Annotated in this window: 26 protein-coding genes and 2 CRISPR repeat arrays; of the genes, 9 read left to right on the top strand and 17 right to left on the bottom strand. The window is 36.0% G+C overall.

Translation table 11 applies throughout. The annotated features are described in order from the left end of the window. Positions 1-479: 479 nt before the first annotated feature. The 6 genes from BUB45_RS06790 to BUB45_RS06765 all read right to left on the bottom strand — a co-directional run bounded on the left by BUB45_RS06790 (position 480) and on the right by BUB45_RS06765 (position 5,102). Positions 480-1,211, bottom strand: coding sequence for a sugar isomerase domain-containing protein (locus BUB45_RS06790; protein WP_073006605.1), 732 nt, complete (start codon positions 1,209-1,211; stop codon positions 480-482). Positions 1,212-1,265: 54 nt separating this feature from the next. Then, positions 1,266-1,661, bottom strand: a complete 396-nt coding sequence (locus BUB45_RS06785; RefSeq protein ID WP_073006603.1) for a PTS sugar transporter subunit IIA domain-containing protein — start codon at positions 1,659-1,661, stop codon at positions 1,266-1,268. Between the two features lie 69 nt (positions 1,662-1,730). Then, positions 1,731-2,558 (bottom strand): PTS system mannose/fructose/sorbose family transporter subunit IID, encoded by an 828-nt coding sequence (locus BUB45_RS06780; RefSeq protein WP_073006602.1) that lies wholly within the window; start codon positions 2,556-2,558, stop codon positions 1,731-1,733. Continuing rightward, the gene (gene agaW / locus BUB45_RS06775) at positions 2,548-3,300 is read right to left on the bottom strand and encodes a PTS N-acetylgalactosamine transporter subunit IIC (protein WP_073006600.1); all 753 of its coding nucleotides are present in this window, start codon (positions 3,298-3,300) and stop codon (positions 2,548-2,550) included. The genes BUB45_RS06780 and agaW overlap by 11 nt, the downstream gene beginning before the upstream one ends. Before the next feature lie 19 nt (positions 3,301-3,319). Further along, positions 3,320-3,793: a PTS sugar transporter subunit IIB gene (locus tag BUB45_RS06770; RefSeq protein ID WP_073006598.1), complete on the bottom strand. Its 474-nt coding sequence runs from the start codon at positions 3,791-3,793 to the stop codon at positions 3,320-3,322. Continuing rightward, complete coding sequence (locus BUB45_RS06765) at positions 3,786-5,102, bottom strand: neutral/alkaline non-lysosomal ceramidase N-terminal domain-containing protein (RefSeq protein WP_073006597.1); 1,317 nt, start codon at positions 5,100-5,102, stop codon at positions 3,786-3,788. Before BUB45_RS06765 ends, BUB45_RS06770 begins: the two co-directional genes overlap by 8 nt. A gap of 1,273 nt (positions 5,103-6,375) precedes the next feature. On the opposite strand from BUB45_RS06765, the gene BUB45_RS06760 reads away from it, so the two are divergent. Beyond that, positions 6,376-6,720 carry a helix-turn-helix domain-containing protein gene (locus tag BUB45_RS06760; RefSeq protein WP_073006595.1) on the top strand — a complete coding sequence of 115 codons (345 nt, stop codon included), beginning with the start codon at positions 6,376-6,378 and terminating at the stop codon, positions 6,718-6,720. 351 nt (positions 6,721-7,071) lie between these two features. Then, positions 7,072-7,347 carry a hypothetical protein gene (locus BUB45_RS06750; RefSeq protein WP_073006592.1) on the top strand — a complete coding sequence of 92 codons (276 nt, stop codon included), beginning with the start codon at positions 7,072-7,074 and terminating at the stop codon, positions 7,345-7,347. 419 nt (positions 7,348-7,766) lie between these two features. On the opposite strand, the gene BUB45_RS06745 is transcribed toward BUB45_RS06750, so the two are convergent. The 6 genes from BUB45_RS06745 to BUB45_RS06720 form a co-directional block, all read right to left on the bottom strand. Then, the gene (locus BUB45_RS06745) at positions 7,767-9,137 is read right to left on the bottom strand and encodes an FAD-binding oxidoreductase (RefSeq protein WP_073006591.1); all 1,371 of its coding nucleotides are present in this window, start codon (positions 9,135-9,137) and stop codon (positions 7,767-7,769) included. 673 nt (positions 9,138-9,810) lie between these two features. After that, positions 9,811-10,109: a CRISPR direct-repeat array (repeat unit 32 nt; unit sequence GTCGCACCTAATATAGGTGCGTGGATTGAAAT). 79 nt (positions 10,110-10,188) lie between these two features. Beyond that, positions 10,189-11,181 (bottom strand): asparaginase, encoded by a 993-nt coding sequence (locus BUB45_RS06740; RefSeq protein ID WP_073006589.1) that lies wholly within the window; start codon positions 11,179-11,181, stop codon positions 10,189-10,191. 13 nt (positions 11,182-11,194) lie between these two features. Next, on the bottom strand, positions 11,195-12,676 hold the full coding sequence (locus tag BUB45_RS06735) for a tripartite tricarboxylate transporter permease (protein WP_073006587.1): 1,482 nt from the start codon (positions 12,674-12,676) through the stop codon (positions 11,195-11,197). A 12-nt stretch (positions 12,677-12,688) separates the two neighbouring features. Further along, a complete protein-coding gene (locus tag BUB45_RS06730) occupies positions 12,689-13,138 on the bottom strand; it encodes a tripartite tricarboxylate transporter TctB family protein (RefSeq protein WP_073006586.1) in 450 nt (149 codons plus the stop codon). Between the two features lie 27 nt (positions 13,139-13,165). Continuing rightward, positions 13,166-14,128 (bottom strand): tripartite tricarboxylate transporter substrate binding protein, encoded by a 963-nt coding sequence (locus tag BUB45_RS06725; protein WP_073006719.1) that lies wholly within the window; start codon positions 14,126-14,128, stop codon positions 13,166-13,168. A 423-nt stretch (positions 14,129-14,551) separates the two neighbouring features. After that, a complete protein-coding gene (locus BUB45_RS06720) occupies positions 14,552-14,791 on the bottom strand; it encodes a helix-turn-helix transcriptional regulator (protein ID WP_073006584.1) in 240 nt (79 codons plus the stop codon). 153 nt (positions 14,792-14,944) lie between these two features. Here BUB45_RS06720 and BUB45_RS06715 point away from each other — a divergent pair, with 153 nt between their 5' ends. Continuing rightward, entirely contained in the window at positions 14,945-15,289 is a 345-nt protein-coding gene (locus BUB45_RS06715; protein ID WP_073006582.1) for a helix-turn-helix domain-containing protein, read from the top strand. A 356-nt stretch (positions 15,290-15,645) separates the two neighbouring features. After that, positions 15,646-16,343: direct repeats of the CRISPR family, unit length 33 nt; unit sequence GTCGCACCTTATATAGGTGCGTGGATTGAAATT. Between the two features lie 536 nt (positions 16,344-16,879). On the opposite strand, the gene BUB45_RS06710 is transcribed toward BUB45_RS06715, so the two are convergent. Then, a complete protein-coding gene (locus BUB45_RS06710) occupies positions 16,880-17,116 on the bottom strand; it encodes a gamma-glutamyltransferase (protein ID WP_073006580.1) in 237 nt (78 codons plus the stop codon). 45 nt (positions 17,117-17,161) lie between these two features. Here BUB45_RS06710 and BUB45_RS06705 point away from each other — a divergent pair, with 45 nt between their 5' ends. Continuing rightward, a complete protein-coding gene (locus BUB45_RS06705) occupies positions 17,162-17,470 on the top strand; it encodes a hypothetical protein (protein WP_139300105.1) in 309 nt (102 codons plus the stop codon). Positions 17,471-17,716: 246 nt separating this feature from the next. Here the strand turns inward: BUB45_RS06705 and BUB45_RS06700 are convergent, their stop codons facing one another. From BUB45_RS06700 to BUB45_RS06690, 3 genes are all read right to left on the bottom strand, one after another. Further along, entirely contained in the window at positions 17,717-19,051 is a 1,335-nt protein-coding gene (locus BUB45_RS06700) for a CitMHS family transporter (protein ID WP_073006573.1), read from the bottom strand. A gap of 190 nt (positions 19,052-19,241) precedes the next feature. Further along, positions 19,242-19,982: a response regulator gene (locus BUB45_RS06695; RefSeq protein WP_073006571.1), complete on the bottom strand. Its 741-nt coding sequence runs from the start codon at positions 19,980-19,982 to the stop codon at positions 19,242-19,244. Next, a complete protein-coding gene (locus BUB45_RS06690) occupies positions 19,948-21,750 on the bottom strand; it encodes an ATP-binding protein (RefSeq protein ID WP_342068340.1) in 1,803 nt (600 codons plus the stop codon). The genes BUB45_RS06695 and BUB45_RS06690 overlap by 35 nt, the downstream gene beginning before the upstream one ends. A gap of 247 nt (positions 21,751-21,997) precedes the next feature. On the opposite strand from BUB45_RS06690, the gene BUB45_RS06685 reads away from it, so the two are divergent. From BUB45_RS06685 to BUB45_RS06670, 5 genes are all read left to right on the top strand, one after another. Further along, positions 21,998-22,609 carry a hypothetical protein gene (locus tag BUB45_RS06685; RefSeq protein WP_073006567.1) on the top strand — a complete coding sequence of 204 codons (612 nt, stop codon included), beginning with the start codon at positions 21,998-22,000 and terminating at the stop codon, positions 22,607-22,609. 255 nt (positions 22,610-22,864) lie between these two features. After that, positions 22,865-23,482 (top strand): hypothetical protein, encoded by a 618-nt coding sequence (locus BUB45_RS06680; RefSeq protein ID WP_073006565.1) that lies wholly within the window; start codon positions 22,865-22,867, stop codon positions 23,480-23,482. Further along, entirely contained in the window at positions 23,472-24,566 is a 1,095-nt protein-coding gene (locus BUB45_RS20385) for a DUF6792 domain-containing protein (RefSeq protein WP_244527674.1), read from the top strand. Before BUB45_RS06680 ends, BUB45_RS20385 begins: the two co-directional genes overlap by 11 nt. 81 nt (positions 24,567-24,647) lie before the next feature. Continuing rightward, entirely contained in the window at positions 24,648-25,319 is a 672-nt protein-coding gene (locus tag BUB45_RS20380) for a hypothetical protein (RefSeq protein ID WP_244527673.1), read from the top strand. Position 25,320: 1 nt separating this feature from the next. Continuing rightward, a complete protein-coding gene (locus BUB45_RS06670) occupies positions 25,321-25,659 on the top strand; it encodes a hypothetical protein (protein ID WP_073006563.1) in 339 nt (112 codons plus the stop codon). 353 nt (positions 25,660-26,012) lie between these two features. Here the strand turns inward: BUB45_RS06670 and BUB45_RS06665 are convergent, their stop codons facing one another. Further along, entirely contained in the window at positions 26,013-26,552 is a 540-nt protein-coding gene (locus tag BUB45_RS06665) for a GNAT family N-acetyltransferase (RefSeq protein WP_073006561.1), read from the bottom strand. Between the last annotated feature and the right edge of the window lie 97 nt (positions 26,553-26,649).

The raw sequence follows: 26,649 nt of genomic DNA, 5'->3' as shown, positions 1-26,649 counted from the left end.
ATCGTCTATGTCGCACCTTGTATAGGTGTGTGTAAATTGAAATATAGCTCAATAGCGCCCTTACCTCGTGGAGTAGCATCTTGTATTAAAATCAACCTATCGTAGTCCTTCTTCGTCTAATAGTTACAAGGAGGAAATACTATGAAAGAACAAATTAATTATTTGATTTTCTCAATACTGACATTCGTTGGTTTTACGTTGATGTTTCCTGAGATGGGTAATGTAACTAAAACCATATATTTTGCATTCATTATATGGACCTTCATACTCATCATAATTTCAATAAGAATAATAATGAAGAATAAAAAACATCTTAGCTATTTTAATTACTTAATTGGTTTCCAAAATATAAGTCACATGAAATAAGTTATATTTCATGTGACTTATCATCAAATAATCAATAAAACTGCATACCATTAATGACTCTTAAGAAAACCAATAACCCAAAGGTAGTTGGTACCTAATTACCCTCATACATATCATCTTAACAAAGGAATACGGTCTCTATATAGCTCCATTTGCTTTAGATTTTTATCATCCGAACCATCCATATTCGCACTTACAAGTAATGGAGGTCTTTCATCGCGGCGTAAAAGTTCTTCTATCGTCATACTAATAAGCGTTTGGACAAGCACTATCCCTACAACAGATGAAGATGGTCCATACCGTGGTTCTAAACCTGGAGATTTTAAAAATGCGTCTCCTACTTCGCCATAATTATCGAAAGCTAAATCAGTTAATTCAAATAACCGCTTACCACTTTCATGGCGTGATTTTACTGATTTGCTATGTTCAAATGAAGATATTGATATGGTATATACATTTTTTTGTTTCATATAAAAAGTAGCTTCAATAGGAAAAACATTCCTCCCTGAATTAGAAACAACCAAAAACACATCGTAACCACGAATATCTACACCTTCTAATAACACTTCCGCATAACCAGATAACCTTTCCATTCGAGTGCTTTTTGTAGCTCCCTCATGTAGCATAAATCCAGAATCAAGAATAGGATTAACGAATAACGCTCCACCTGCCCGATAAAAGATTTCCTCCGCTATCATATGTGAATGCCCCGTTCCCAGCACATGTAAAACGCCACCCTGCTTCACACAATCCGCAATTAAACTTGAAGCTTGTTCCAATTGATTCGTTTGCTTACTAATTGCTCTATGTAGCTTATTCATTACTCCCTCTACATAGCCATGCATATATACATCTCCTCCTCGAAAGCAACAAAAGTGCTTCTATTACTTCCCTTTGAATCATTCTTTAGGCAAAATTTTAATTCCACTTATACCAGCTTGAATAGCAGTTTGCTTTAATTCACTTAATGTAGCGTTCTCCCTAGTAAATAAAACTTCCAACACCATAGAAATATTAGCACCAGCCACTACAGCACCTGCAATTTTTCTTTCTTGCAAAATTTGTGCACTTATTTTAAATGGAGTTCCTCCCACAATATCCGTCAGAAACAAAATATTAGTGACATTAATCATGCTATCAAGATAATGCTCTAATTTCTCTCTTAAATCACTAGGTTCATCGCTCTCCACAAAATCAACATACTTAACTTCATGCTGCTCACCAGCAATTAATTGAATGGTTGATTTCACACCGCTAGCATAAAACCCATGACCAGTAATGACCACTCCTGTCATACATTTGCCTCCTATTTTCTTTAAAATATAATGAAATAAAATCACACTTCTTACTCAAAGTGCCCTCGTTTATAAAAATCCAAAATACTTACCTACTAATCCCAAAAGTACAATAATACCTATAAGTTTAATTGGAGAAAAACCCTTTCGTAACAACATATATAGTAACAACGTAAAACCAAAGGGCAATAAATTAGGCATAATTTGGTCTAATAAATCTTCTTGTATCTTTATCTCCGCTTCACCTGCTGTTGCTTTTAAAGGAGTTTGAATACTAACGTAAGAAGCAATTAAAGCTCCTACCACCGTAATACCGACAATCGTAGCTGCATGTGCAATATCTTTCGTACCGGATTTTAGTTTTTGCATGGCATTTATTCCTGATCGGTAGCCAAAATAGATGCCTCCGAAACGGATAAGAAAATGCACCGTATTAAAACTAAGCAAGAAAATAATTGGACCAGCCACATTTCCTTCCATTGCTAATGACACGCCAATCCCCGCACAAATTGGAAGTAATGTAAGCCAGATTAGCGCATCACCGATTCCTCCGAAAGGTCCCATCATTGCTACTTTTACTGCACGGATAGAGTTTCCATCTTGTTTCTTTTCTTCCATAGCAGCAATCATCCCAAGAATAATGGTAGAAATAAATGTATGGCTATTAAAGAAATCTAGATGCCGTTGCATTTTCTCTGAAAGTTCTTTTTTGCTCTTCGACACACGCTCCAAAGCTGGAAGTATACTGTAAAGCCATCCCCCTGCCTGCATTCTTTCGTAGTTAAATGAACTTTGCAAAAAGAAAGAACGGAAGGCCATTTTAAATAAATCATATTTAGTGATTACTTTTTGCATCCTATTTTCTTCCACTTGCTCCTTTTTCACATCAGATACCATTCGTTGTCGTCTCCTTTCGCTCTGTACTCTTTCGGAAATAATCGTACATTGCAATTGCAATAGCAATAATGGCAATACCTATTAACGACAATTCAAAATATGTCACTAAAACAAAACCTATCAAAAGAAACGGAATATATTGCTGCTTCAGCATAATATGAAGTAACATAGCAAATCCAACTGCGGGCATCATCCCCCCAGCCACACTTAAACCATCAAGTATCCAAGAAGGCAAACTTTCTAAAGCAGTTCTAGCGGAATCAACACCTAAATAAATTGGTAAAAAAGCAACGATGAAATTAAATAAAAACAATACAGGCAACTGCGAAAGACTAAGCCATTTTATTTTTCTTACATTACCTGCTACTGCAAGCTGATCAAATTTATGCATAATTGGAGAATATACCGTAAACAACAAAGTGATCGCACCTTGAACAGCAACCGCAAACGGTACAGCTACACTCACCGCTACCTTTGGATCTTGATCTAATAAAATAGCGAATGCAGTCCCGATTATACCGCCAATTACAACATTTGGCGGCTGCGCTCCTCCAATTGATACAAGTCCCATCCATATTAATTCTAGCGTTGCTCCTGTAATTAACCCTGTCTCCATATCTCCTAGAATAATTCCAACAACAACCCCGGTAACAATCGGTCTGTGTAAATGGGTTTGAAAATTAAATTGATCAATTCCAGCTATTCCAGCCCATATAGAAATAAGGATAGCTTTTATTAACATGCAATTTCACATCCCTTCATTATAATAAGCCAACAATGTCATATCCCCGTTCTTCTGGTACACGCTGAATCGTTTGTTTAACACCCATTTCTGCTATTTTTCTTATACACGCTCTGTCTGCTTCATTAATGGCAACGGATTTAGCAATTTGCTTCTTCCCATCTTCGTAGTGAAGATTGCCAATGTTAATCTCTTTAATTTCTAGGCCTCCTTCAATTAATTTCAATGCATCCTGAATATATCTGACAACAACTAGTAACTTTTGCTGTGCGGATGCTTGTGGTAATTTAAGAATGGCTTCTTCTATAGAAAAATAGCGGGTTTCAATTCCTGACGATACCGCCATATCCATTAAGCTTTGCTGAAACGTATCATTAGCAACTTCATCATTAACTACAACAATCATATTTGCTCGTAAATAATTCACCCAACCAACAGCAACTTGTCCATGAATTAATCTATAATCAACTCTTGTTAACAATATATTAGCCATCCTTACACTCTCCTTCATTCGCAAATAAGTACAAATATTCTCTTACAGCTTGCTTTATCTTATCTTCCGATTCAGGGGCTAACAACGTCGTATATGCTTCATAGTCTCTTTTCTCCCAGTATTTTTTTGGAACAATGTATCCGATTTGATCGTTTGTATTTCCTGCAAATAATAGTGGGAAATCAAAATAGGTAGCAATCTCCTCTCCCGATTCGAAATAGAATTCGCCTGGTATACCAACAAACACAATATGTTTAATCCGAAACAGTTGAATCACTGTCGTAATATCATTTACTTTTTTTACATTTTTGACTATTTGCAGTAAACAATTAGCCCCTTCTATTTGTGACGCTATTCTGCGTAATTCTCCAACAGAAACTTTATCTTGTTTCTCGCTACATATAGCCTGTAAATTTTTTAACTCCTGTTTAATCGTTTTTTCATCAGGTATATCTCGCATTTGTAAAGTAATTGGATATAACGCTGCTCTTACAATTGGCCGCTCTATAGCTGTTGCACTTTCTGAAGTTTGAATTACCTTTTGTGCTAATTTCCCACCTATACGCTCTACTTCTTGAAAAGTGGATGCTTTTCGCGTAAAGCGTGTACTAATATCTGCTGATGGACCATTTATAAACATGGCACAGTTTACATCCGAACGCTCCTCTAAAACTTTGCTCACTTCACCGGGGAAATCAGCGCTAATATATACGTTATTAGCGTTTAAAATGGTTGGGTGGCATGCAAAATGATACATTATTGCCTTTTCTCCTTGTTTATTCGTAAACGTAATAACGCTTACTTTATGATCATAGCTAGCTTCTAAATTGTTACGATTGGTAGCTATTCCTTCTGCAACCCCCTCCCCAAACTTAACCTCACATATCTCTAAATTTTTTAATGCATAATCAATAGCTGCTAATATTTGGTTATGTTGATGGTCTACAATTGACTTTGTATATGGTAAATAGCCATTCAGATACGGATGAGCAGTTGCAAGTAAAGAACTCTCATCAAATATGCCTCCGGGGCCTGAGTGGGTATGGGTTGCATGAACAAACACATGATGTTTAGGTATGGAAAAGTTCTCCCAAATCCTATTTGTTAATAATTTCACATAATGAGAATCAATGCCTACTAAATCAAGATTTATCATAATAAATAAGTCATTTTCATTCGAAAATACAAATACTCGCGTGTAAAGAGGATCATGAATTCCTGCTGCTTTTCTTTCCTTCATATAACCTGCTAAGTTTGTGCCTATTTGAGGGGTAATTTCTTTCTTTGCTGTTCCACAGTGAAGCGGCATATAGTATTATAGCTCCTTTCATGATAATTAAATTAGTCATCGATTAAACACCGAAAAAAGAAATGATTATTCTTCCTGTACTTAGCTCCAAGACAGCTTGTTTTTCCTTTGGAAAATATGTCCGGATAAAGTAACTCGACATCTACTTTAAAGAACAATTCATACTTTATTCATGTGTGTTGCCAACCAAGGTAATTTTGTTAATTTTCAGTTAGTATCGACGCTAGGTCATTTAGCAATTACTTCTTGTTTATATATTTGTAGATTTCTCCCCAACATATACCTCCTTCCCTTTAATATTATTTCGTACTATACACACTATAAATGATAAATAAGTTATCGTCAATAGTTTTTTGAAAATAATAGTATCATTTAAACTATCCTTTCCCTTTTAAACTATATTGATATTGAGATGATAGATTTAAAAAACAAAGGCTCGGGGCGCCCGGTTAGCAACGTAGCGAGTGGAACGAATCAATGAAAGTTTTAGGAATCATGCTCCTGCAACAGGAGTATACCGGCGCCCTCCCGCAAGCCCGTCTTTAGCCGGCCTTCCTATTTAGAACGAACCGATGATGACTTAGCTTAAGGCAATGCAGTGAAGTCGAGTCGCCTATTTGCTGGACGCTTGCGCCGGACGTAGCTAAATAACTTAGTTAGTTTATCCACAGCTGCAAAATTTTATAATTTCCTCTAATTTCCTAGACAAAAACAAAAAATCATGCTCCCCTCCCATGTGGCACATGATTTTTTAACGTTGTACCCTTTTCTTTTGAATAAGCAGTCTAAGAGGTTATCATAAATCGTTTAAACTAATAGAAAATAGATATATAGATTCACATGCTTATAACTCCTAGAATCAATAGCTATTTGTTTTCCTCAACGTCATCTTCCTCTCATTTACCATTACTTCCATTAAAAATATTTGAAACGTTTTTCATCATTATTGCAGTATGGTTTATACTTTACTAATGTATCTTATCAAGCTTAACGTCTCTTTTTTTGATGCTTTTGACATAGTAATTAAATACCTACTTCTTTTGCTAATTCTTGTTAAAGTCAATTAACGTTTCATTATAGTTGTATGAGTGCTTTTCGTCTCATTAACTACCCGCTTCTTTTAGATAACTTATTTATCGCAACCATTTATAAATAACCAAATAATATACAAAATTTTATTGTAAGTATTTTTTTGAAAACTTTATTATTATAGATAAACATTTTATCGGTTGTCCGTTATAATAGAGGTAATTTGAGGTGATGAGGTGATGATGTGAAAAAGAACTCCCCTGTATTTGGAAATAGATTGAAATTTCTACGGAAGCAGAGGGGCTTAAAACAGGAAGAAGTTGCAAAGTCTCTTAACATTTCCCGTGCTAGGTATTCCCATTACGAGAACAATCATGTAGAGCCAGATATAGAAATGCTTAAAAACTTATCTCGTTTTTATAATGTAACCATTGATTACCTAGTAGGAAATGGTAATCAAAACAATGATAAAGATGAAGTTTTAGATATTGATCCAGAATTAAAACTTTGGTATAGGGGTTTGCCAAGCAATGGAGAGAAAGATATGCTTCGGCTTAAAAAAATTTGGGATGTTTTTAAAGAGGAATAAAACTGATGAAAGAAATTCTATTGGATTTTGTGTCAAAGAGGAGTTAAGAAAACTTCCTTTATATAATACGACAACGGAGCGAATCCCAAGTGCACATGAAAATCCTCGGAATCCGCACCAAAATCCACTTGCTTTTTTAATGGCTTTTGTAATAATATTGAAGATAATTAATAATATTTGAGATTTTCAACCTAAAAATGGACTGTTTTTGATTATTTAGGGTGAACTCGCTACGTCGCACCTTGTATAGGTGCGTGTATTGAATACTGCATAAACAACTTTTATGCTATTAACAATACCATAAATTAAAGTGGTTTGTAGCTAAAAACTCATAAAGAAAGGATGATGAATATGCTTGTTTTATATCCTTTAGTACAAGGAGTTTTTATAGGGGGCATTGTTGTAGCCTTAACCATCTTATTTGTCAAGGCCATTAAATATAAAATTGTTATTTATGCACCTAGCTCTCTAGCAATTGTTATTTCTCTTATAATGTTGGTGGAAGCGCATACTGCTGCATGTGCTGCTCCTAATTGTTATACTTCAATGATAAATACTATTACTTCTATTACTGTATTAATCTTTTCAATCCCATCTTCCATTTGCGCCTATTTAAAAGTTGGTTAAGCTCTTGTTTTTTGTAATATTCCAACAGGAAGCTGCATTAGCAAAGTAGTAAGCGTTCATAACGGTGAACCTGCACGAAGCTCGTTGCTCACTGCTTACATTGACCATATATGCTAACTCAAGGCGGTAGAATTCGTAAGGGCTCAGAAGCAATTAAAGTGGCTGTGACTGAGGGGTTTTTCTTTTTAAGAAGCACTTTTCTCTTCTATTTTTCAAACAGATATAGGCTGGTTTTTTTAATAGCGGTTCACATTACATAAATATACTTATCTACTAACTAAAAAACCGCTAGTTATACAAGTTTGCCTTCCCACGCATAGCGTAGGGCTTAATCTATAGTTCTACACAACTAGCGGCTCCTCATTTTTTCAATAATTGAATATATCCACATACTGTTTTAACAAACCCCTAAAAAACAATCAATTCAAATCCGTGAAAATTTTACCAGGGTTAAAAATATGATGTGGATCTAGACTGTCTTTAATACTTTTCATCACTTGAAGAGCTGCGCCATGCTCTGCCAGTTGATATTTTGCTTTACCAACCCCAACGCCATGTTCACCAGTACATGTTCCACCACATGACAAAGCATAGGAAACAATTTGCTCATTCACCTTATTTGCTTTTGCTATATCTTCTGGATTCTGTGCATCAATCATCATTAATATATGATAATTACCATCGCCGACATGCCCAATGATACCTCCAGCAAGTCCTGAAGCATCCATAGCAGCTCTTCCTTGTTTAATAGCATTTGCCAAATTAGAGATTGGCACACAAACATCGGTTACCATCTGCTTTTTCCCAGGATAATGATGTAAAAAAGCGTACGCAGTTTGATGTCGTGCTTCCCACAAACGATTTCTCCCTAGCGTATCCGCTTCAAATGCGAGATCTTGACATTGATGTTCCTCTAAAATTTCCGTAGTAAAATTCATATCCTCTTGGAGGCCCGCTTCATTTCCATGAAATTCTATAAAAATTGTCGGCATTTCTAAATAATCCGTATTACTAAATAGATTGATGTGTTTCATCGATGATGCATCTACGAGTTCCACCCTAGCAACAGGAATGCCAGCTTGTAATATAGCAATAACTGCCCCCACTGCATTATCTAACGTAGTAAATGCCGCTCTTCCTGCCACCATTTTTTCTGGTATACCATGTACTTTTAACGTAAGTTCTGTAAAACAACCAAGCGTTCCTTCTGAACCAATAAATAATCCATTAAGATGTAATCCAGAAGAAGATTTCGCTGCCATATTCCCCGTATGAACAACGCTACCGTCTGCTAAGACAACTTGCAAATTCCTAACCTGATCTCGCATTACACCATATTTAACAGATGTTGTGCCACTTGCATTTGTCGCTGCCATCCCTCCTAGAGTTGCATCGGCACCCGGATCAACAGAGAAAAATAAACCGTACTTTTTCAACTCTTTTCCTAATTGCTTTCGCGTCACACCTGGTTGCACCTTAACTAAAAAATCATCTGGTCGTACTTCCAAAATTTGATTCATTAAGGAGAAATCAATCGTAATCCCTCCTTGATATGGAATAACACTCCCTTCCAGGCTCGTACCTAACCCAAAAGGCACTATCGGCACATTAAACTCCGAAGCCAGCTTTACCACACGACTTACTTCTATTGTTGTTTTTGGAAAAACAACTACATTTGGTAAAGCAGGTGTATGGTAAGATTCATCTGCACTGTGCTTTTCTAATATCGTTTCATTATCACTTATACGATCTGATGGAAGTATCTGCTCTAATGCATTCATAAATATCATTTTCTACTCTCTCCATCCCACATTAATTTAAATAATTCAAAAATTAAACCTGTATGTAAACACATATTACTTTCCCTTTAAATACTTAGAGGTTAACAGTAAAAAAATATCATCATTTACACAACAATACTTACAAGTGTGTTAAAAAAGCAATACTCTCCCCCCATAGGAAGACCTTATCATATTTATGAATTATTGAGAAGTTACCAATTATCCTAAAATTTCATGAACACATTCCTTCCTTTTGTAAGAACAACATGGATAACCATGCTGCTACTAAAAAGATGAACAAGTAAATGTCAAAAAATATCGTTACTGTGATTTAAATAAAATTGCTATAAGGAAGACACGTATAGTCAAGAATAAGTAATATTGACGTTACAAAAATTTGCAAGCTAGAAACTAAAAAACAGTATTGTACAATTATATTCATGAAATGACTAATTATGAATTATGCCTTATAATGAATACAGAATTATTCATATCATTTCAGTGTACTTTTTTGGTGCGAACCCCAAGTGCACATAAAAACCCTAGGGGATTCGCACCAAAATTCAAGTAATATTACGGTAATATATGTAATATAATTCCATTCACTCAAATTATTTGCGATTTCTAAGCTGAAAACGGGCTGTTTTTTATGGTTTTTGTAACTTTTTAGTGTAAAATCGCTGTCGCACCTAATATAGGTGCGTGGATTGAAATTTTAGCCAACCAATCAAATCGGTTACCTAAATCTAGTCGCACCTAATATAGGTGCGTGGATTGAAATTATTTTTGTTACATCAGTAGCCTTATACAATTTATTGTCGCACCTAATATAGGTGCGTGGATTGAAATCTGAAACTACTCAGGAGCAAATAGAAATGTATAAGTCGCACCTAATATAGGTGCGTGGATTGAAATTCTCGTAATCCCATCACACCAACAATACTTGGGTGTCGCACCTAATATAGGTGCGTGGATTGAAATCCATTAGGTGCTACAATCTCAACTGTAGAATTAGGTCGCACCTGATACAGGTGCGACATGGGAATCATCACATAAAACTTCAATAATCATGAAACATCGCTTGTATTTCTGATAGGTCATCCGTCAGAGTAAGTGCTAACATTAACAATATTCTAGCTTTTTGCGGTGACAAGTTATCTGCGGTTATAAAAGGAAAAGTATCAAAACTTTCAATAGGGACAACCCGTCCTTCAAAGCACCGACTACTTCTAACCACTACTATTCCTTTTTGACAGGCTTTTTTTAGCGCCTTCTCCTCTTTTTGGGAACACCTTCCCGCCCCCGTCCCAGCTAACACAATTCCAGAATACTTCCCACTATCAACAATAAAATTAATAATATCTTCGTTTACGCCAGCGTATGAATACACAATGGCCACCTCAGGTAAGTTTCTAACGTTACTATTATCATTAAACACAGATTGAAAAGTATGCTTTCTAGTTGGATATCTATCATATAGCACGGTGTGTTCCGCACTTACATACCCTAGAGCCCCCGCTTTTCCTGATTGAAATGTTCCCAAACTATACGTATCTGTTTTGGATACTTCTCGTGCAGAATGAATTTCATTGTTAGCAACAACAAGAACTCCTTTATCATACGATTGTTCATCTATTGCTACTTTAAAGGCTATCCACAAATTGTGTAATGCATCAGAACCAAGGGCGGTAAAAGGTCTTTGCGCCCCCACAATTACTACTGGTTTCCCACTTTGAACCGTTAAATGCAAAAAGTAAGCCGTTTCTTCTAACGTGTTTGTTCCATGCGTAATGACAATCCCATCATAATGCTCTTGATTAAGCAATTCATTAACAAGTCTTTTTAACTTTAGCCAATCAGAACTTTGCATTTTTGTACTACTCTTGTTAGCTAACTCGTACGCATCTACTTGAGCTATATTCAAAACTTCTGGAACTTGTCGCAATAAATCTTCCCCCTTATAATAACCAGTCCGATAGTCTTTTAGGTCAAGTCGGTTCGCACCTTTACCTGAAATAGTTCCCCCGCTTGCAATTAATTTTATTCTTTTCATTATTACCCCTCACTCAAGTAATCGTCTTCTTTTTAAAAGCTGGAATAACAATAGACAACAAAGCTACTATAAAGAGAGCCATTGCTATAGGACTTTCTAAAAAAATGCCCAAACCCCCTTCAGAAATTGTCAGTGACTGCCTCAAAGATTGCTCCATCATTCCTCCCAAAATAAAACTTAAAATAAATGGTGGTGCTGGGAAACGCGCTAATCGCATTAAAAACCCAATAACCCCAAATATAAGTAATAAGTAAATGTCAAATGTGTTAAAACTAATAGCATAGACGCCAAGCATACAAAAAGTAATTACTAGTGATATAAGAAGTGGTCTAGGAATAAGTAACAGCTTGGAAATATACGGGATCAGCGGCAAATTTAATATTAATAAGAAGACATTTCCGATATACATACTAGCAATAACGCCCCAAAACAAGGTCGGTTCATCCTCAAATAACAGAGGGCCAGGTTGCACTCCTAGCACAAGTAACGCTCCTAATAACACAGCTGTCGTACCTGATCCTGGAATTCCAAGACTTAATAACGGAACAAACGCACCACTGGTAGCTGCATTGTTAGCAGTTTCTGGAGCTGTTAATCCTTTTATGGAACCTTTCCCAAATTGCTCAGGTCTTTTCGATAATTTTTTCTCAACAATATAACCAATAAAAGAAGCAATCGTTGCGCCAGCGCCCGGTAACACACCAATGATAAATCCAAGAAAAGATTGCCTTGTTGCTGGCCCTTTCATTTCTTTAAGATCCGATTTCGTCAGCTTGAGACTACCAATATTTTGGTGTATATTGTTCTTCTCTTTAAAAGAGTTAATGATTAAAAAGCAAATTTCAGCCAAAGCAAACAAACCTAGAGCTATAACTAAAAATTCAATACCACTTAATAAATTTGTCATCCCAAACGTAAAACGAGGGGTCCCTGTTTGCGCATCAATCCCTACTGTGGCAAACATAAAACCAATCACTCCCGAAATAAACGCTTTCACAAGAGAACCTTCTGATAAACTAGCAATAGCCGTTAGCGCTACTAACATTAAAGCAAAGTACTCAGGCGGTCCAAATGCAATCGCCACTGAGGCAAGCATTGGAGCAAATAACATGAGTAATACAATTCCTACCGTTCCACCAATAAAAGAAGAAATAGCTGCAATGGCAAGTGCTTTTCCCGCTTTTCCTTGTTTCGCTAATGGATGACCATCAAAAGCTGTGGCTACTGTTCCAGATATACCTGGAGCATTTAACAAAATCGATGATGTAGAACCTCCAAATACAGCGCCGTAATAAACTCCCGCCATCATAACAAGAGCAATAGTAGGATCAAACCCATAAGATATAGGAATCATGACCGCAATTGCCGAAATTGGACCTAATCCCGGTAACATACCAATAAAAGTACCTGCCAACACACCAATAAAAACAAAAATAATCCCTTCTACACTAAAAGCAACCTGAAAACCTGATAGTAATCCTTCCAAACCTCCCATAATAACCTCCCTCTAAAAAGGCATAACCCCTTGCGGCAACCGAATTTGTAATGCGCTCGTAAATAAAAGATAAAATGTTAATGGTACGAGAATAGCTATAACAGCATTAATTACATGTTTTCTATAACCTAATAAGTACGAGCAAAAGAATATGAAGAAAGTGCTTACAATTAAAAACCCTAAACTCTCTAAAAAACTAGCATAAAGAACGATGAGCAAAAACACACCAAGTAATTTCAGCAAATCAGTCTTATTTATATTTAATTTGTCATTTTCAACGTCCCCTTTTTCGAAAAATAAGATAGTGGAAAGAACTAGTAATAATATTCCTAAAATTATTGGCAAAGCATTCGAATCTATTGGTACATAAGCATAGGACGGCAATCTATAGGCAAAGAAGAGATATAAAATAGCTATGCACCAAAGAAGCACTGCAATTTTTCTATTTAATGTTTTTAACATGTTTATAGATCAACTCCCATCTTGCCCTCATTCATTTTTTAATATTCCTAGCTCATCCAGTAATTGTTCAGACTCTTCTTTCTGTTCATCTAAAAAATCTTTGTACTCTTCTCCATACATGAACATTTCATCCCAACCATACTGCTTTCGAATTTCTTTCCATGCTTCTGACTCATTTAATTCTTTAAACTTAGAAACATAAAAATCTATGGCGTTTTCGTCAGTATCAGGTGGTGCAAAAAAACCTCGCCAATTCACAAAATAGGAGTCAATCCCCTGTTCTTGAACCGTTGGAAATTCAGAAATAACTTCTCCCTCTAATCGCTCTTCTGAAGTGACTCCAAGCACCTTGATTTTCCCAGCCTTTGCTTGTTCAATGGTTTCCGCAACACCTGTTGAATAAACATCAGCACTTCCGTTCAATAAAGCTGTTAATGTTCCTCCATCTTGCTCAGATACATATTTAATTTTTTTAATATCTACTCCAGCTTCCTTGGCAATTTTCACAAATTGAATATGATCCATACTCCCAGGAGAAGATGCGCCAATGATTGTAACGGATGAAGGGTCTTTCTTCATATCTTCAAATAAATCGTTTAAATTCTCCCATTTTGAATCTGCCCTTACTGCAAAAGCACCATAATCAGCAATTACATTGGCAATTGGCGTAAAATCATTATGATCATACTGAGATTGACCATTTAATGGCACATCAATAATTGGAGGGGAAGCGATAAACATGTGATGCGGATTTCCTGCTTTCTCAGCTACATAAGCCCAACCAACAGCACCCCCTCCACCGGGTTTATTTACTACGCCAATATCTTGCTCTATCATCCCTTCTTCCTCAAATATTTTGGCAGCCATTCTCGCAGTTGTATCCCAGCCACTCCCAGCACCAGCAGGAGCGACAACCTCAATCGATTCTTTTGGAGACCATTCCCCACTAACCGCTTTATTATTATTAGAACAAGCGATTAAAGTAACCATGCTTACAAACACTAAAATCAAACCCCATTTTTTTCCCAACGTAATCACCCTTTCATTTTTGTATAACAAACTCGCCTGTAAGTGCTATTCATAGTAGAATCGTTTGTTCATAGAGATACAAAAACTATCATGCCTTCACCCAAAAAAGTAGTTGAAAATAGATAATTCCCAAAAAGGTCGATTTTTAAAAAATCATATTTTCAAAACACCGTATATAGTTGCTTGTTCAATAAATGGAATACTATATGCCGACATGAAATAATCTAATAACCTTTTTGGGGTAAGAATCAATCAAACTTTTATCGCGCTATTGAAACAGTCACTTTTTAGGTGCACTAATCAATTCAAATTTTATTTGACTTGCTAGTAACCCCGTTGTGCATTGCATAATATTCATTTATATATTTCAATTTTTATAAGGAATTAGATCACTTCTTTATCATTTTGTTTTTCCTTATCAATAGCATAAAAAATATCTGGAAAAAGTTTTTTTATATCTTCGTTGAAAAATAATTCATACTTCACCATTGTATCTCGACCAGGATCAGCATCTCCTTTTTCTATTTTTCTAACATAGATAGTTGAAATACCCAATTCTTTTGCTAATTCTTGTTGAGTCAATTGATGCTTTTTTCTGAGCTGTGTAAGTGCTTTTCGTTCCATTAACTATTCTCCCTCCATTTGATAACTTTTTTATCATTACAAATACTATAAAAGATAAACTAATTATCGTCAATGATTTTTAGAAAATTTTATTATCATAGATAAACATTTTATCGGTTGTCCGTTATAATAGAGGTAATTTGAGGTGATCATGTGAAAAAGAACTCTCCTGTATTTGGAAATAGATTGAAATTTCTACGGAAGCAAAGAGATTTAAAACAGGAAGATGTTGCAAAATCTCTGGGTATTTCTCGTGCTAGATATTCCCATTACGAGAACAATCATGTAGAGCCAGATATAGAAATGCTTAAAAATTTATCACAGTTTTATAATGTAAGTATTGATTACTTGGTAGGAAATAGCATTAAAAACAAGAATAAAGATGAAGTTTTAAATATTGATCCAGAATTAGAACTCTGGTACAAAGAATTACCAAGCAATGGAGAGGAGGATATGCGTCGTCTTAAAAAAATTTGGGATGTTTTTAAAGAGGAATAAAATTGGTGTTGTAAAGCTTTCTTCGTTTTAGAATGTATAAGAAATTTTTCTATTGGAGTTTGGTTTCAAAAAGGCGTTCAGAAATTTCCTTTATATAATACGTCAACAGATAACTAAAACTTTCATGACCGCCTTTTGTGTATTCATTAATTGTTCTAAATACAAAAATTTTTACATAATATACTTGGTGCGAACCCCAAGTGCACATAAAAACCCAGGGGGATTCGCACCAAAATCCGCTTGCTTTTTTAATGATTTTTGTAATAATATTGAAGATAATTAGTAATATTTAAGATTTTCAACCTAAAAATGGACTGTTTTTGATTATTTTTGTTAGTTTTTAGGATGAAATCGCAATCGCACCTTATATAGGTGCGTGGATTGAAATTGGTCGTGCAGCGTTTGTTACAAAACGAATGAACTGTCGCACCTTATATAGGTGCGTGGATTGAAATTTCGCCGTATGAAAAAGGGTCAAGGCAAAGGAAGTCGCACCTTATATAGGTGCGTGGATTGAAATTAGTACCTGCGAGCCGGATACATAGGAGTATCCATGTCGCACCTTATATAGGTGCGTGGATTGAAATTTGTCCACGTATCGTGGTACGTGACGTGTACGTGTCGCACCTTATATAGGTGCGTGGATTGAAATCGCCTTTTGCACATCGTTTAATACAAAGTGTTTTTGTCGCACCTTATATAGGTGCGTGGATTGAAATATTAAACCCCCTGGATTGTTTTTATTTACGACATCGTCGCACCTTATATAGGTGCGTGGATTGAAATACTCATCTCTCCTTCAAAGATGGCTCGCAATGAATCGTCGCACCTTGTATAGGTGCGTGGATTGAAATCGGTATCCCAAGAAGTTATTGATGATGCGGATTGTCGCACCTTGTATAGGTGCGTGGATTGAAATTTTATCTTCGAAACGGATGCCGATTACATCGTACGTCGCACCTTATATAGGTGCGTGGATTGAAATTGTTACTGCTGTTGATACATCGGATAATGAAAGTAAGTCGCACCTTATATAGGTGCGTGGATTGAAATTGGTTGAACTCGTCAATCATGTCGATTTTGCGCCGTCGCACCTTATATAGGTGCGATGGAAATTACAGCTGGTATAATAGCCATTTTTAGCTTAAAATAATTCAGAATTATCCACCATATCCTTTATTGAAGATGTTTGTAACTTCCCCCTATAAATTTGTAGTTGCCACTAGTAAACCAAAGTTTTTAGTGATCAAGTATTATTGAAAACTTGCAGGTGTTTCTTAGCCATGTATAGAAGTCTACTATAATAAAAGAGTTAAGGGGAAAGGCGAGTTTTATTATTGCGACAAGAACTATAACTGGGTTATTTACATTTGTTTTATTAATGTGCATTTCAATGGCGAATATCAAGATTTGAAGCACCAAATTGGAAAGGAACATTTTTTTAAGTTCAATGTTAGAGGATATCCTGACGGTGATAACGGAAAAGCCGAATTGTATCTAAGCAAGACAACGTATTCTTTAAATTCAGTAAGCACGAGATGGTATGATTAATTATACTTGTAGCATAGGCATAACATATTAAGGGGTGATTCATTTGAAAAAGTATGCCAACCTTATACCAGTTTGCTTAGAGAATTGATGAATACGCTCTGCTAATTCTCCACGATAAAAAGACTCCCCGTAGCTATCTGCTATTTCCTGTAATGTCGTTCCATGGTTTGGCGCGTACCATATTTCACCTGCTGCAGGTGCTTTTCCTTTAGGTGCAAAAGTTGTAAACCATTCTTTAAATAAATCATCTGTCAGTTTCCGTTTATAAAAGAGCAAGTACCAACATCTGGTGAAATCATTGTACATTCAGATAAATATGAAATGATACCAGGAGATTATGTGTCTAAAGGAGAGCCAGAAATACAGTCTGTAGATACTCCCTCCGTATTGGAACTTTCCGAAGAATTTGAAACACTTACGGTCAATAAGAATAGTAGTATAGAAATTATCATTAAAGAAAATCCATCACTTACTGTTTTTCAGTGGAACGAAGATGAACAAACAAAAGAAGTTGCTCTTAAAGACAATAAACTAAATGTCCCACAAAAAGAAGGAATTTATATTTATGAAGTGAAAGCCAAGTGGGAAAACGGGGAGGCATCGTTTATATTTGATGTAGAAGTTAAATGACCAAGTACTATCATAAAGCAGTAAAAGCAAATATCTTGTTAATAACTCGCACCCGGATAAAAAAAACATCTACTACTCCAACAAAGTTAGATTATTTTTAACAAACAGGAATGACTAGCGAAGGAAAAATATTAGGAAAAATTTGGCTGTCGCCAATTCTAATAGCGACAACCTTTGTTTTTCTTATACTATCATCCACGAATGCTTTCTACAGTTCAAAAAACCGCACAAGATGTGCGGCATATTTTAAACAGTAATTAATCCAATAGCTACGGTGCTTGCTAAGAGAACAATACTAAGCCCCCATAGCCAAAACAGGGAATAACGAATATGACGTCCCATTTCCAAGCCTGCCAATCCCAGAGCCAACCAGACTGCTGGTGAAAATGGACTAATAAACGTTCCAACAATATTGCCAACAATCATCGCATAACCAGTAGATAGAGAATCAATCCCAAAGCCAGTTGCAATTTGTTCGACTACTGGCATTAATGCGAAATAATACGCATCCGTGCTTAACAACAAATCAAATGGAACACCAAAGAATCCGATAATTAAATGAATATACGGCGCAATGAATGCTGGGATTACTTTGACCACATCTTCTGCAATCGCATTCAACATTCCCGTACCAGTTAAAATCCCTAAGAAGGTTCCAGCTGCTAGTATAATTGTCGCCATCATTAAGGCATTTGGAGCATGAGCGCGAATGCGATCCATTTGATCTTCCATGTTTGGATAATTTAGCGGTAGCGCTAAGCTTACCCCAATCATAAATACAAGCCCTGCTGGGATAATGCCCCATACTAATGTCCCTACAACGGCAACGGCTAATAAAACGTTAAGCCAAAATTTCCAAGCAACAGTTTCTGACGCTTTGTTTATAGTTTCTGACGTAGCGTCTACGTTGGTTACATCAGGCTCCATAGCTGCCGCCGCTTCTACGGATCCGTATGCTTTCGTAATCCGCCTTTTTTCCCGATATCCAAGAACAATCGCTAAAGCAATCATAAGTACAAGTCCAATGGCTTGAACAGGTATTAACGGTCTCCATAATTCCGTGACATCCATATTTAACACAGAAGCCGACCTGCCCAACGGCCCTGCCCATGGTAACATATTCATAATGCTTGCGCTTCCTGCAATCAATAGCAGAAGTAAATATGGATTCATCTTTAACTTTTTATAAAGCGGCAACAATGCTGGTATGGTAATAAGAAATGTAGATGCCCCAGACCCATCTAATTGAGCAATGGCAGCAATAAAAACACTACCAACACTAATTGCGATGACATTCCCCTGCGACACAGTAATCATTCCTCGAATTAATGGATCAAATAATCCAACATCTTGCATAATACCGAAAAAAAGAATCGCAAAAATAAACATAATTGCAACATGTACAACATCGGCAATCCCATCATTAAAAAATGTTCCAATGTCTTCTAGACCAAATCCAGCAATGACTGCAGCTATGATAGGTGTCAACACTAATGCTATAATTGGCGCCACACGTCCGCTAATTAATAATAATACAATAATAATAATCGTCAAAAATCCAATGATACTTAAAACTTCCATGATATCCCCCTTCTGCATAGCAAAGCGGTATGTAAAACCCCAAAGTCACGCAAATGTTATCTTCTAACGTTTTCTCAACTAGTTTTATGAGAAACAATGCTTTTCACGATACAAGTTAGCGAAAAGTATTAGATTAGTAATTAAAATATCATGGAATGTAAGCGGTTAAAATATTGTGTCGATAAGTATATTAACTATTATTTGTTTCATTTTGTTCATAAGTTTCACAAAGGACATAACGCCTTTCTGGTCTGCCTACATTTCCATACAGTAGTGTTGTCTTAATCTTTTTTAAGGAAACGAGATACTCCAAGTATCTCCTGGCAGTTGATCTGCTCGTCCCAATTTGTTCACTTAACTCCATAGCTGTAATTCCTTTTACCTTTTTAGTTTGAAATAGATTGGTAACTTCATCTAACGTAATTGAATCAATTCCTTTAGGCAACTGGCCATGCGTTTTTTTGGTAGGAGAAAAACCCCCGATCTGTCTTTCCATCAGACCATCGATTTCATGCTGTTCTAAAACTTCTTTCGACATCAGAAAACGACGCCTTTGTTGATACTGCTTCAACATCTTTATAAACCGCTCTGCATCCACAGGCTTAATAATATAATCAATCACGCCACCACGTAGCACTTCCTCAATGACATTTTTTTCTATCGCAGCGGAGATTACCACAATATCTACTCGTTTACAGTGAGTACGCAATTGCCAAAAAAGTTCCAACCCTTCTACATCGGGGATATAAATATCCAATAATATGAGATCTATTTCTGCCCCTGGCTCTCGCAAATAATGATACGCTTCTTCAGCTGTTTTGACACTTTTTACAACCTGATAACCTTCTACTTGTTCCACAAATTGTTGATTGATTGCTGCAACGCGAAAATCGTCTTCAATAATTAGTACCTGTATCCCCTGTTTCTCCATGCCTTTCCGCTTCCCCTTTCGGCATAATGATGATAAAACGAGCCCCTCCTAATTCGCCTTCTTCCACTAAAATTTCTCCTCCAACACGTTCTACAAGATGTTTACTTAACGCTAAACCAACACCACGATGAGCCCCATCTTTGGTCGTATAACCTTGTTCAAAAATAGGATCGATATTCTGATGTGAAAGCCCGCTTCCCGAATCATCCACCTCTACAATGACATCTTCTCCAATATCTGTAAAGAGAACCGTCATGTTACGATTCGATTTTTCCTCCTTTTTCACAGACTCGATAGCATTCTCAAGCAAATTACCGACCGCTGTTAAAAACGCCCGCTGCTTTTCTCCAACAAAACTAGTAGAAAGCTGGCTCTCTGGATCAATCGCCATCGTAATGCCAAGTTCACTGGCTTGATCCCATTTCCCTTGAAGCAACCCTTGAACCATTGGATCAGCTACCTGTTCCAGTAAAAATCGCGAAAGTGTCGCTTGGGTTTTGTTTTCTTGCTTTATATAAGTAATCGCTTCTTCCTGCTTATCTAGCTGTAACAAACCTAGAATAGTATGCAATTTATTGGAAAATTCATGGGTTTGTGCACGTTGGGCATTGGCATACTGTTTCATTTGCGATAACTCTTTTGTAATGCTTTCCAGCTCCGTTTTTTTACGAAAAGTAGTAACCGCACCAATGATAGTATGTTGATGAAAGATAGGTGTTCGGTTTGTCAAAACAACGACATCGCCAAGGACCATCTCTTTATTAAAATGCTTCTCACCTGTTTTCAAAACATCAAATAACCCCGTATGAGGTAAAAATTGCTCAACGGTTTTACCTACATACGATCGCTTATCTATTTCTCGATCAAATAAAATAGTTTGCGCAGCATCGTTCATCATCATCATTCTTCCTTGGTTATCTACAGCAATAATGCCTTCATGTGTAGACTGTAAAATGGCCTCTTTTTGCAATAATAGTTGAGTGATTTCCTCTGGTTCCATTCCCGATAGCAATTTTTTTAAATACGTTGCAATCAGGATAGCACCTATAACCCCTATGAAAAGAATACCAAATAGCATTAACCAAACAGATCTAATTTGATCCTCAATAATATGTTGCACTTTTTCATTTAAAAATCCAACCGATACCACACCAATAATTTCTCCATCCTTATCTCTAATAGGTGTTTTTCCGCGAATGGATAATCCCAATGACCCTTCACGCTTCGAGATATATGACTCCCCTTCTTCTAAAGCACGAGCATTATCCCCACCAACCATTGGCTTTCCAATTTTTTTCGGGTCTGGATGTGCATAACGAATGCCCTCCTTATTTCCTATAACTATAAACTCTGCACCAACATTTTGTTGAAGGGGTCCGACAATATTTTCCATGACCGTTTCCGGACGCTCTAACTCAAAAGCATCACGTACACTTGGCATATTCGCGACACTTTTAGATACGCTTAACGCCCGCTTTGCTATTTGATCTTCCATCGTTGTTGCTATAAATGAGCGAAGAAACAATCCAAAAATAACAAACATACCTATAAGCAAGATACTTATAAGCATGATCATTTTCACCTTTAAACTGAAATATCGTTTATTAGCAATAATATCTTTCTTCTTATGTAGAATAAACATCTTTACGCCCCTTTTCATCCTCTCTCTTACTAGTATAATGACATGTTTATGATAGGAAGAAAGAATTTGCTTTAACGAACCGATTGTAGACAGGATAAAAAGAAAAATGGATGCTACTGTGAGCAAAATCTTCTCCCTTTGCAATAACTCATCTTTCTTAAAAACTCCCTTCTTTTATCATAAGACGATATACTCATTTTTCAAAAAAATCCCTCTCTTCACTTTCATTTGCTCATAGTCAACTATATACTATACATAACTGAAAATATGGGTCATATTGGTAAATGACCTATTTATCGGAGGCTAAAATGTGAAGAAGCAACGTTACATTTTTTTACTACTATTATTCATAATTTTCTTAGGAGGTTGTCAAATGGCAAGCGAGAAAACAAAAAAGCCTTCAGAAACGAACCCCGAAGACCTGCCTGATGTGAGAGCATTTCAAGATGAATTTACTCGCGGTTTTTTACAATCGACAGAAGAAACAAGACCTGGCTATTATCCATTTTTGTCTGGAACGGGGAAATATGAAATGGATTTTCCTGAAGGTGGGATTATTGGTGAACGAGGATATTTTGGAGATGATAAGGTGTATGAAGGATTCTCTGTTCATATTTTGAGTGGTGTTGTTGGAGGCGCTGGCATTACTATTTTTTATTTTTCTGATGATACGACAGATGAATTAGATATGAATTTGGAAAGCTTCAGTAGTAGGATTGGAAAAGATATAAACTATAAAGAAATAGCCGGAGATGGTCAGTCACTTTATTACGGAAACTTTGAGCGAAATGGATTTCATACTTACGCTGGGTATGTACAAAATGAAACAGCTGATGGAGCACTTGAAATAGTTTACCAAATTGATTGTAGGCAAGAGCTAAAAGAAAAATGCAATAAAAACAAAACAAAAAATGAAAAATACGTTTTGGATTGGCTGAAAACGATCCGCTTTATAGATGAAAATAAGGAAGTGAATATCTCATAAGCCAAAGAAATATATTACATGAACACCTAGCTATTTCCTCCACCCTAAACCTTCTTTCGTCATATGACGATATACTCATTTTTCAAAAAAATCCCTCTCTTCACTTTCATTTGCTCATAGTCAACTATATACTATACATAACTGAAAATATGGGTCATATTGGTAAATGACCTATTTATCGGAGGCTAAAATGTGAAGAAGCAACGTTACATTTTTTTACTACTGTTATTCATAATTTTCTTAGGAGGTTGTCAAATGGCAAGCGAGAAAACAAAGAAGCCTTCAGAAATGAACCCCGAAAACCTGCCTGATGTGAGAGCATTTCAAGATGAATTTACCCGAGGTTTTTTACAATCGACAGAAGAAACAAGACCTGGCTATTATCCATTTTTATCCGGGACGGGGAAGTATGAAATGGATTTTCCTGAAGGTGGGATTATTGGTGAACGAGGATATTTTGCAGATGATAAAGAGTATGAAGAACTCTCTGTCCATATCTTGAATGGCGTTGTTGGAGGCGCTGGCATTACTATATTTTATTTTTCAGACTACACGGCAGATGAATTAGACATGAATTTAAAAAGCTTCAGTAGTAGGATTGGTGAAGATATAAATTATAAAAAGATAGCAGGAGATGGTCTATCACTTTACTATAGCAACATTGATAAAAGTGAGTTTTATGCATACGCAGGATATATACAAAATGAAAAAGCTGGTGGAGCACTTGAAATTATTTACCAAATCGATTGCCGGCAAGAACTAAAAGAAAAATGCAATAAAAACGAAATAGAAAATGAAAAATATGTTTTGGATTGGCTGAAATCTGTCAGCTTTATAGATGAGGATAAGGAAGTGAATGGGGATGGGTCGTAGAATTATGCATTCACCGGAACTGCGGTTAAGATTAACTCAGTTAGGATACGATGATAAGTTATCGAAGGCGGAATTTACAGAAAAAGTAAAAAGAATATATTTAGAAGAAACAGGTAAGAAACTACATGCCGATGTTAAAGTATATACCTCAAAAGAGGCAAGAACTAGTAAACAATCCGGATATGATGGGTTGGCAATTTATTTAGATGCTAAGGAAAATAAAAAAGATGAATTATACATTGTTTCACAAGGATCTACGGATATTAAAGATTGGGATTATAATATTAAAGCAATGTTAGCAGGAAGAGATATTCGGCAAGCTAATTCAACGAATAGATTTGTATTAGCCGCAAAACATCATTTTAAGCTCAATAATAATGAAAACTCAACACCTGTTATTGGTTTATCACATTCATTAGCTCATAATAATAATACCACTGCCCATTTAATGCATAATACTTTTGATAAAGTGTATAGTGTTAATGGTGCTCAAACAAATTATTATCAACTCTATTTCGCAGATAGAAAATTTGCAAATGATGTAAGAAGTTATTTTTCTATGTCATACGATAATCCTAATACCATCTACGACATAGACCCAAACCAACTTCGACAATTCGCAGAAAACTACTATAAAGACAAAGCAAAAAATATCCACCAAATCATCTCAAAGGATGATCCACTTTATGTGGCAAGTGCTGTACGTGGTTTCTTTACACTTGGGAATGTCGAAATGGTGGACACCAACCCTAACTATCCAGGGTTGCGGTCACTAGTAGAGGATATTCCAGATGAAGTAATACAGGACTTTCAAGAACTAGCCATCCAGTACACCACTGCTTCTAACCAAGGTGGAATAAACGGAGTTATGCAAGAGATTTTTGGTGTTAATATGAATATTGTAAACAAAATCGGTGATAATTCCCTTAAAACTTATATGACAAATCAAACTGAAATTGATGGAATGATCCGCCAGTTAGATAAAAAAGTGCCAGGACTACTTCAACAAGTAAAAACAATTACAAGTAATGCTGATTTAATTTTTGGTAGATTAGAAGATGCAGGATATATATCAAATGCATAAAAGCAACTTATTGGTAAAGAATTCTCCAACATAGAAACAGAACTAGAAGGGATTCAAGAGACATTATCTAGCATAGTAGATGTGCGAGGCACTGGGAACTTTATCACACAAATCGGCGGGGACATTGCAGCAGCGCTAAAAATAAAGGGACATATTAACGCGATCAAAGATAGTCTCAAAGTGTTAAATCAAGAGGATCTTCTGAAGGTTTTAGATGAGTTAAAGGCTAGCCATAGTATTATGGAAGTTTTAAATGGTTTGTCGCATGGTAAAAAATCCTATTTAGGAACAGATATGCTTTTCACTACCAATCATGGGAATAAAGAAATAAAAGTAAATATTTCAGCCGCTTTGCGTATGTATCAAGAAGGGAAAACCGTTTTAGAAGAAAAGCTATCTAAGATTCGTCAGTTTCAAGCAGCAATAGATAGAGAAATTCCCAAATCCTATGACAGAAACAAATATAAAGTGATGCGCAAAATAGATGACATAGAGGCAAATCCTAGTGTATATACACATATTCTTAGAAAGCATCTTTACTTTTCACGATTAGATAAAAAAGTAAGGCGGATTCAAGTCCACGACGTATTTTTCCCATTAGAACATAAGAACCTAGATGAAGAAATATACGAACTAAAGCAAAGTGTACAAGAAAGCTATACATATATTGAAAATTATCGCAAAGCCATCGAAGATTTGTTTACGGAAGAAAAAGAAATTGCTACTTTATTTCGTTTAGTAGAGGGAGAATGACATGAAAGATATAGAATCAATTACAGTAACAGAAAAAATTGTTGCAAGTGAGAATCTCATGCATAAGAAACAAATTCTACGTAAATACACAGAGGAGATATTTAAAATCGATAAGACTTTTTTCAATCTTATGGATGATATTATTGTCAATGAAGATCAAAAGGGTGAGATTGTGGAAGCAATGAAAGAAGAAACAAAAAAGTTAACGACGTACAATCGTAATTTACTAGAACACATCGATAAACGTATGAATAAGATTGTGCAAAGACTAGATGAACAAGTGGATGAAATAAAAAGCCAACGCATGACCATTACCTATGAAAATACACCGTCTGCGTAACATGCACTCCAGCCTGTGGTAGAAAGGCAAATTATTCTCCCCCTATCAGTCATCATCCCCCACTCTCACTGGAACATATATCTATAGGGCTGTCAGCTCCCGCTTTTGCATATGTGAACGGGCAGCGCAAGAACAGCCCCCTGAATATTTACCTATTCAACTGCATTTATTGATTTGGGGAAATGAATATGGCTTCACCACTAATAATCGTGGCCATCTGTTTGTTTGCGGACTTAACCGTTGAACTAACTGCTCGCATTCTATTTTTTTCGTGCATGCTCACGTTCTTTCCGCATGACCTGACCGTTTAATACAATTCACATTCCTTTTTCGTACCCAACGTAACAGTCAAATCATTTCAACAAATTTGAATTTATATGATATAATACATGTTTTTTCAGTATACTTCCCTGCTTCAGCTTTGGGTGATCAAAATTTTTTACATATTGCATACCTATTTTTCTCATGACATTTTGTGAAGGGGTGTTCACCTCAGCTGTAAAGCTATAAATATCAGTAAAACCTAACTTCGTAAATCCATATTGCAAACAAGCTGCTGCCCCTTCTGTAGCAAAACCTTTTCCCCAAGCAGCTTCTTTTAGTCGCCAACCAATTTCAATACAAGGTGTAAAATCAGCTGCAAAAGTGGCTCGATGAAACCCAATAAATCCTAAAAATTCATTCGTTTCCTTTTCTTCCACAGCAAAGAGTCCATATCCATTAGCTTTGATCTTATCTACGATTAATATGTAAAAAGCTTCTGTTTCTTCGGTTGATAATGTTTTAGGAAAATACCGCATCACATTTCCATCCGCATTAAGTGCCGCAAATGGAACTATATCTGTTTCATCCCAGTCACGCAATTTTAATCTAGACGTCTCTACATATAACATTTTTCACCTCACCTCTTTGAAAAACTTCTTTTCATATCATACAATTTTCCTACAAAACTGCTATGAATTGATACAAAAAACCAGCGGAAAAGTAAAA

The sequence above is a fragment of the Virgibacillus chiguensis genome, assembly GCF_900129865.1.
GTDB lineage: Bacteria > Bacillota > Bacilli > Bacillales > Amphibacillaceae > Virgibacillus > Virgibacillus chiguensis.
The sequence above is the reverse complement of the archived record's forward strand: the minus strand, read 5'-3'. Positions and strand labels throughout refer to the sequence as shown.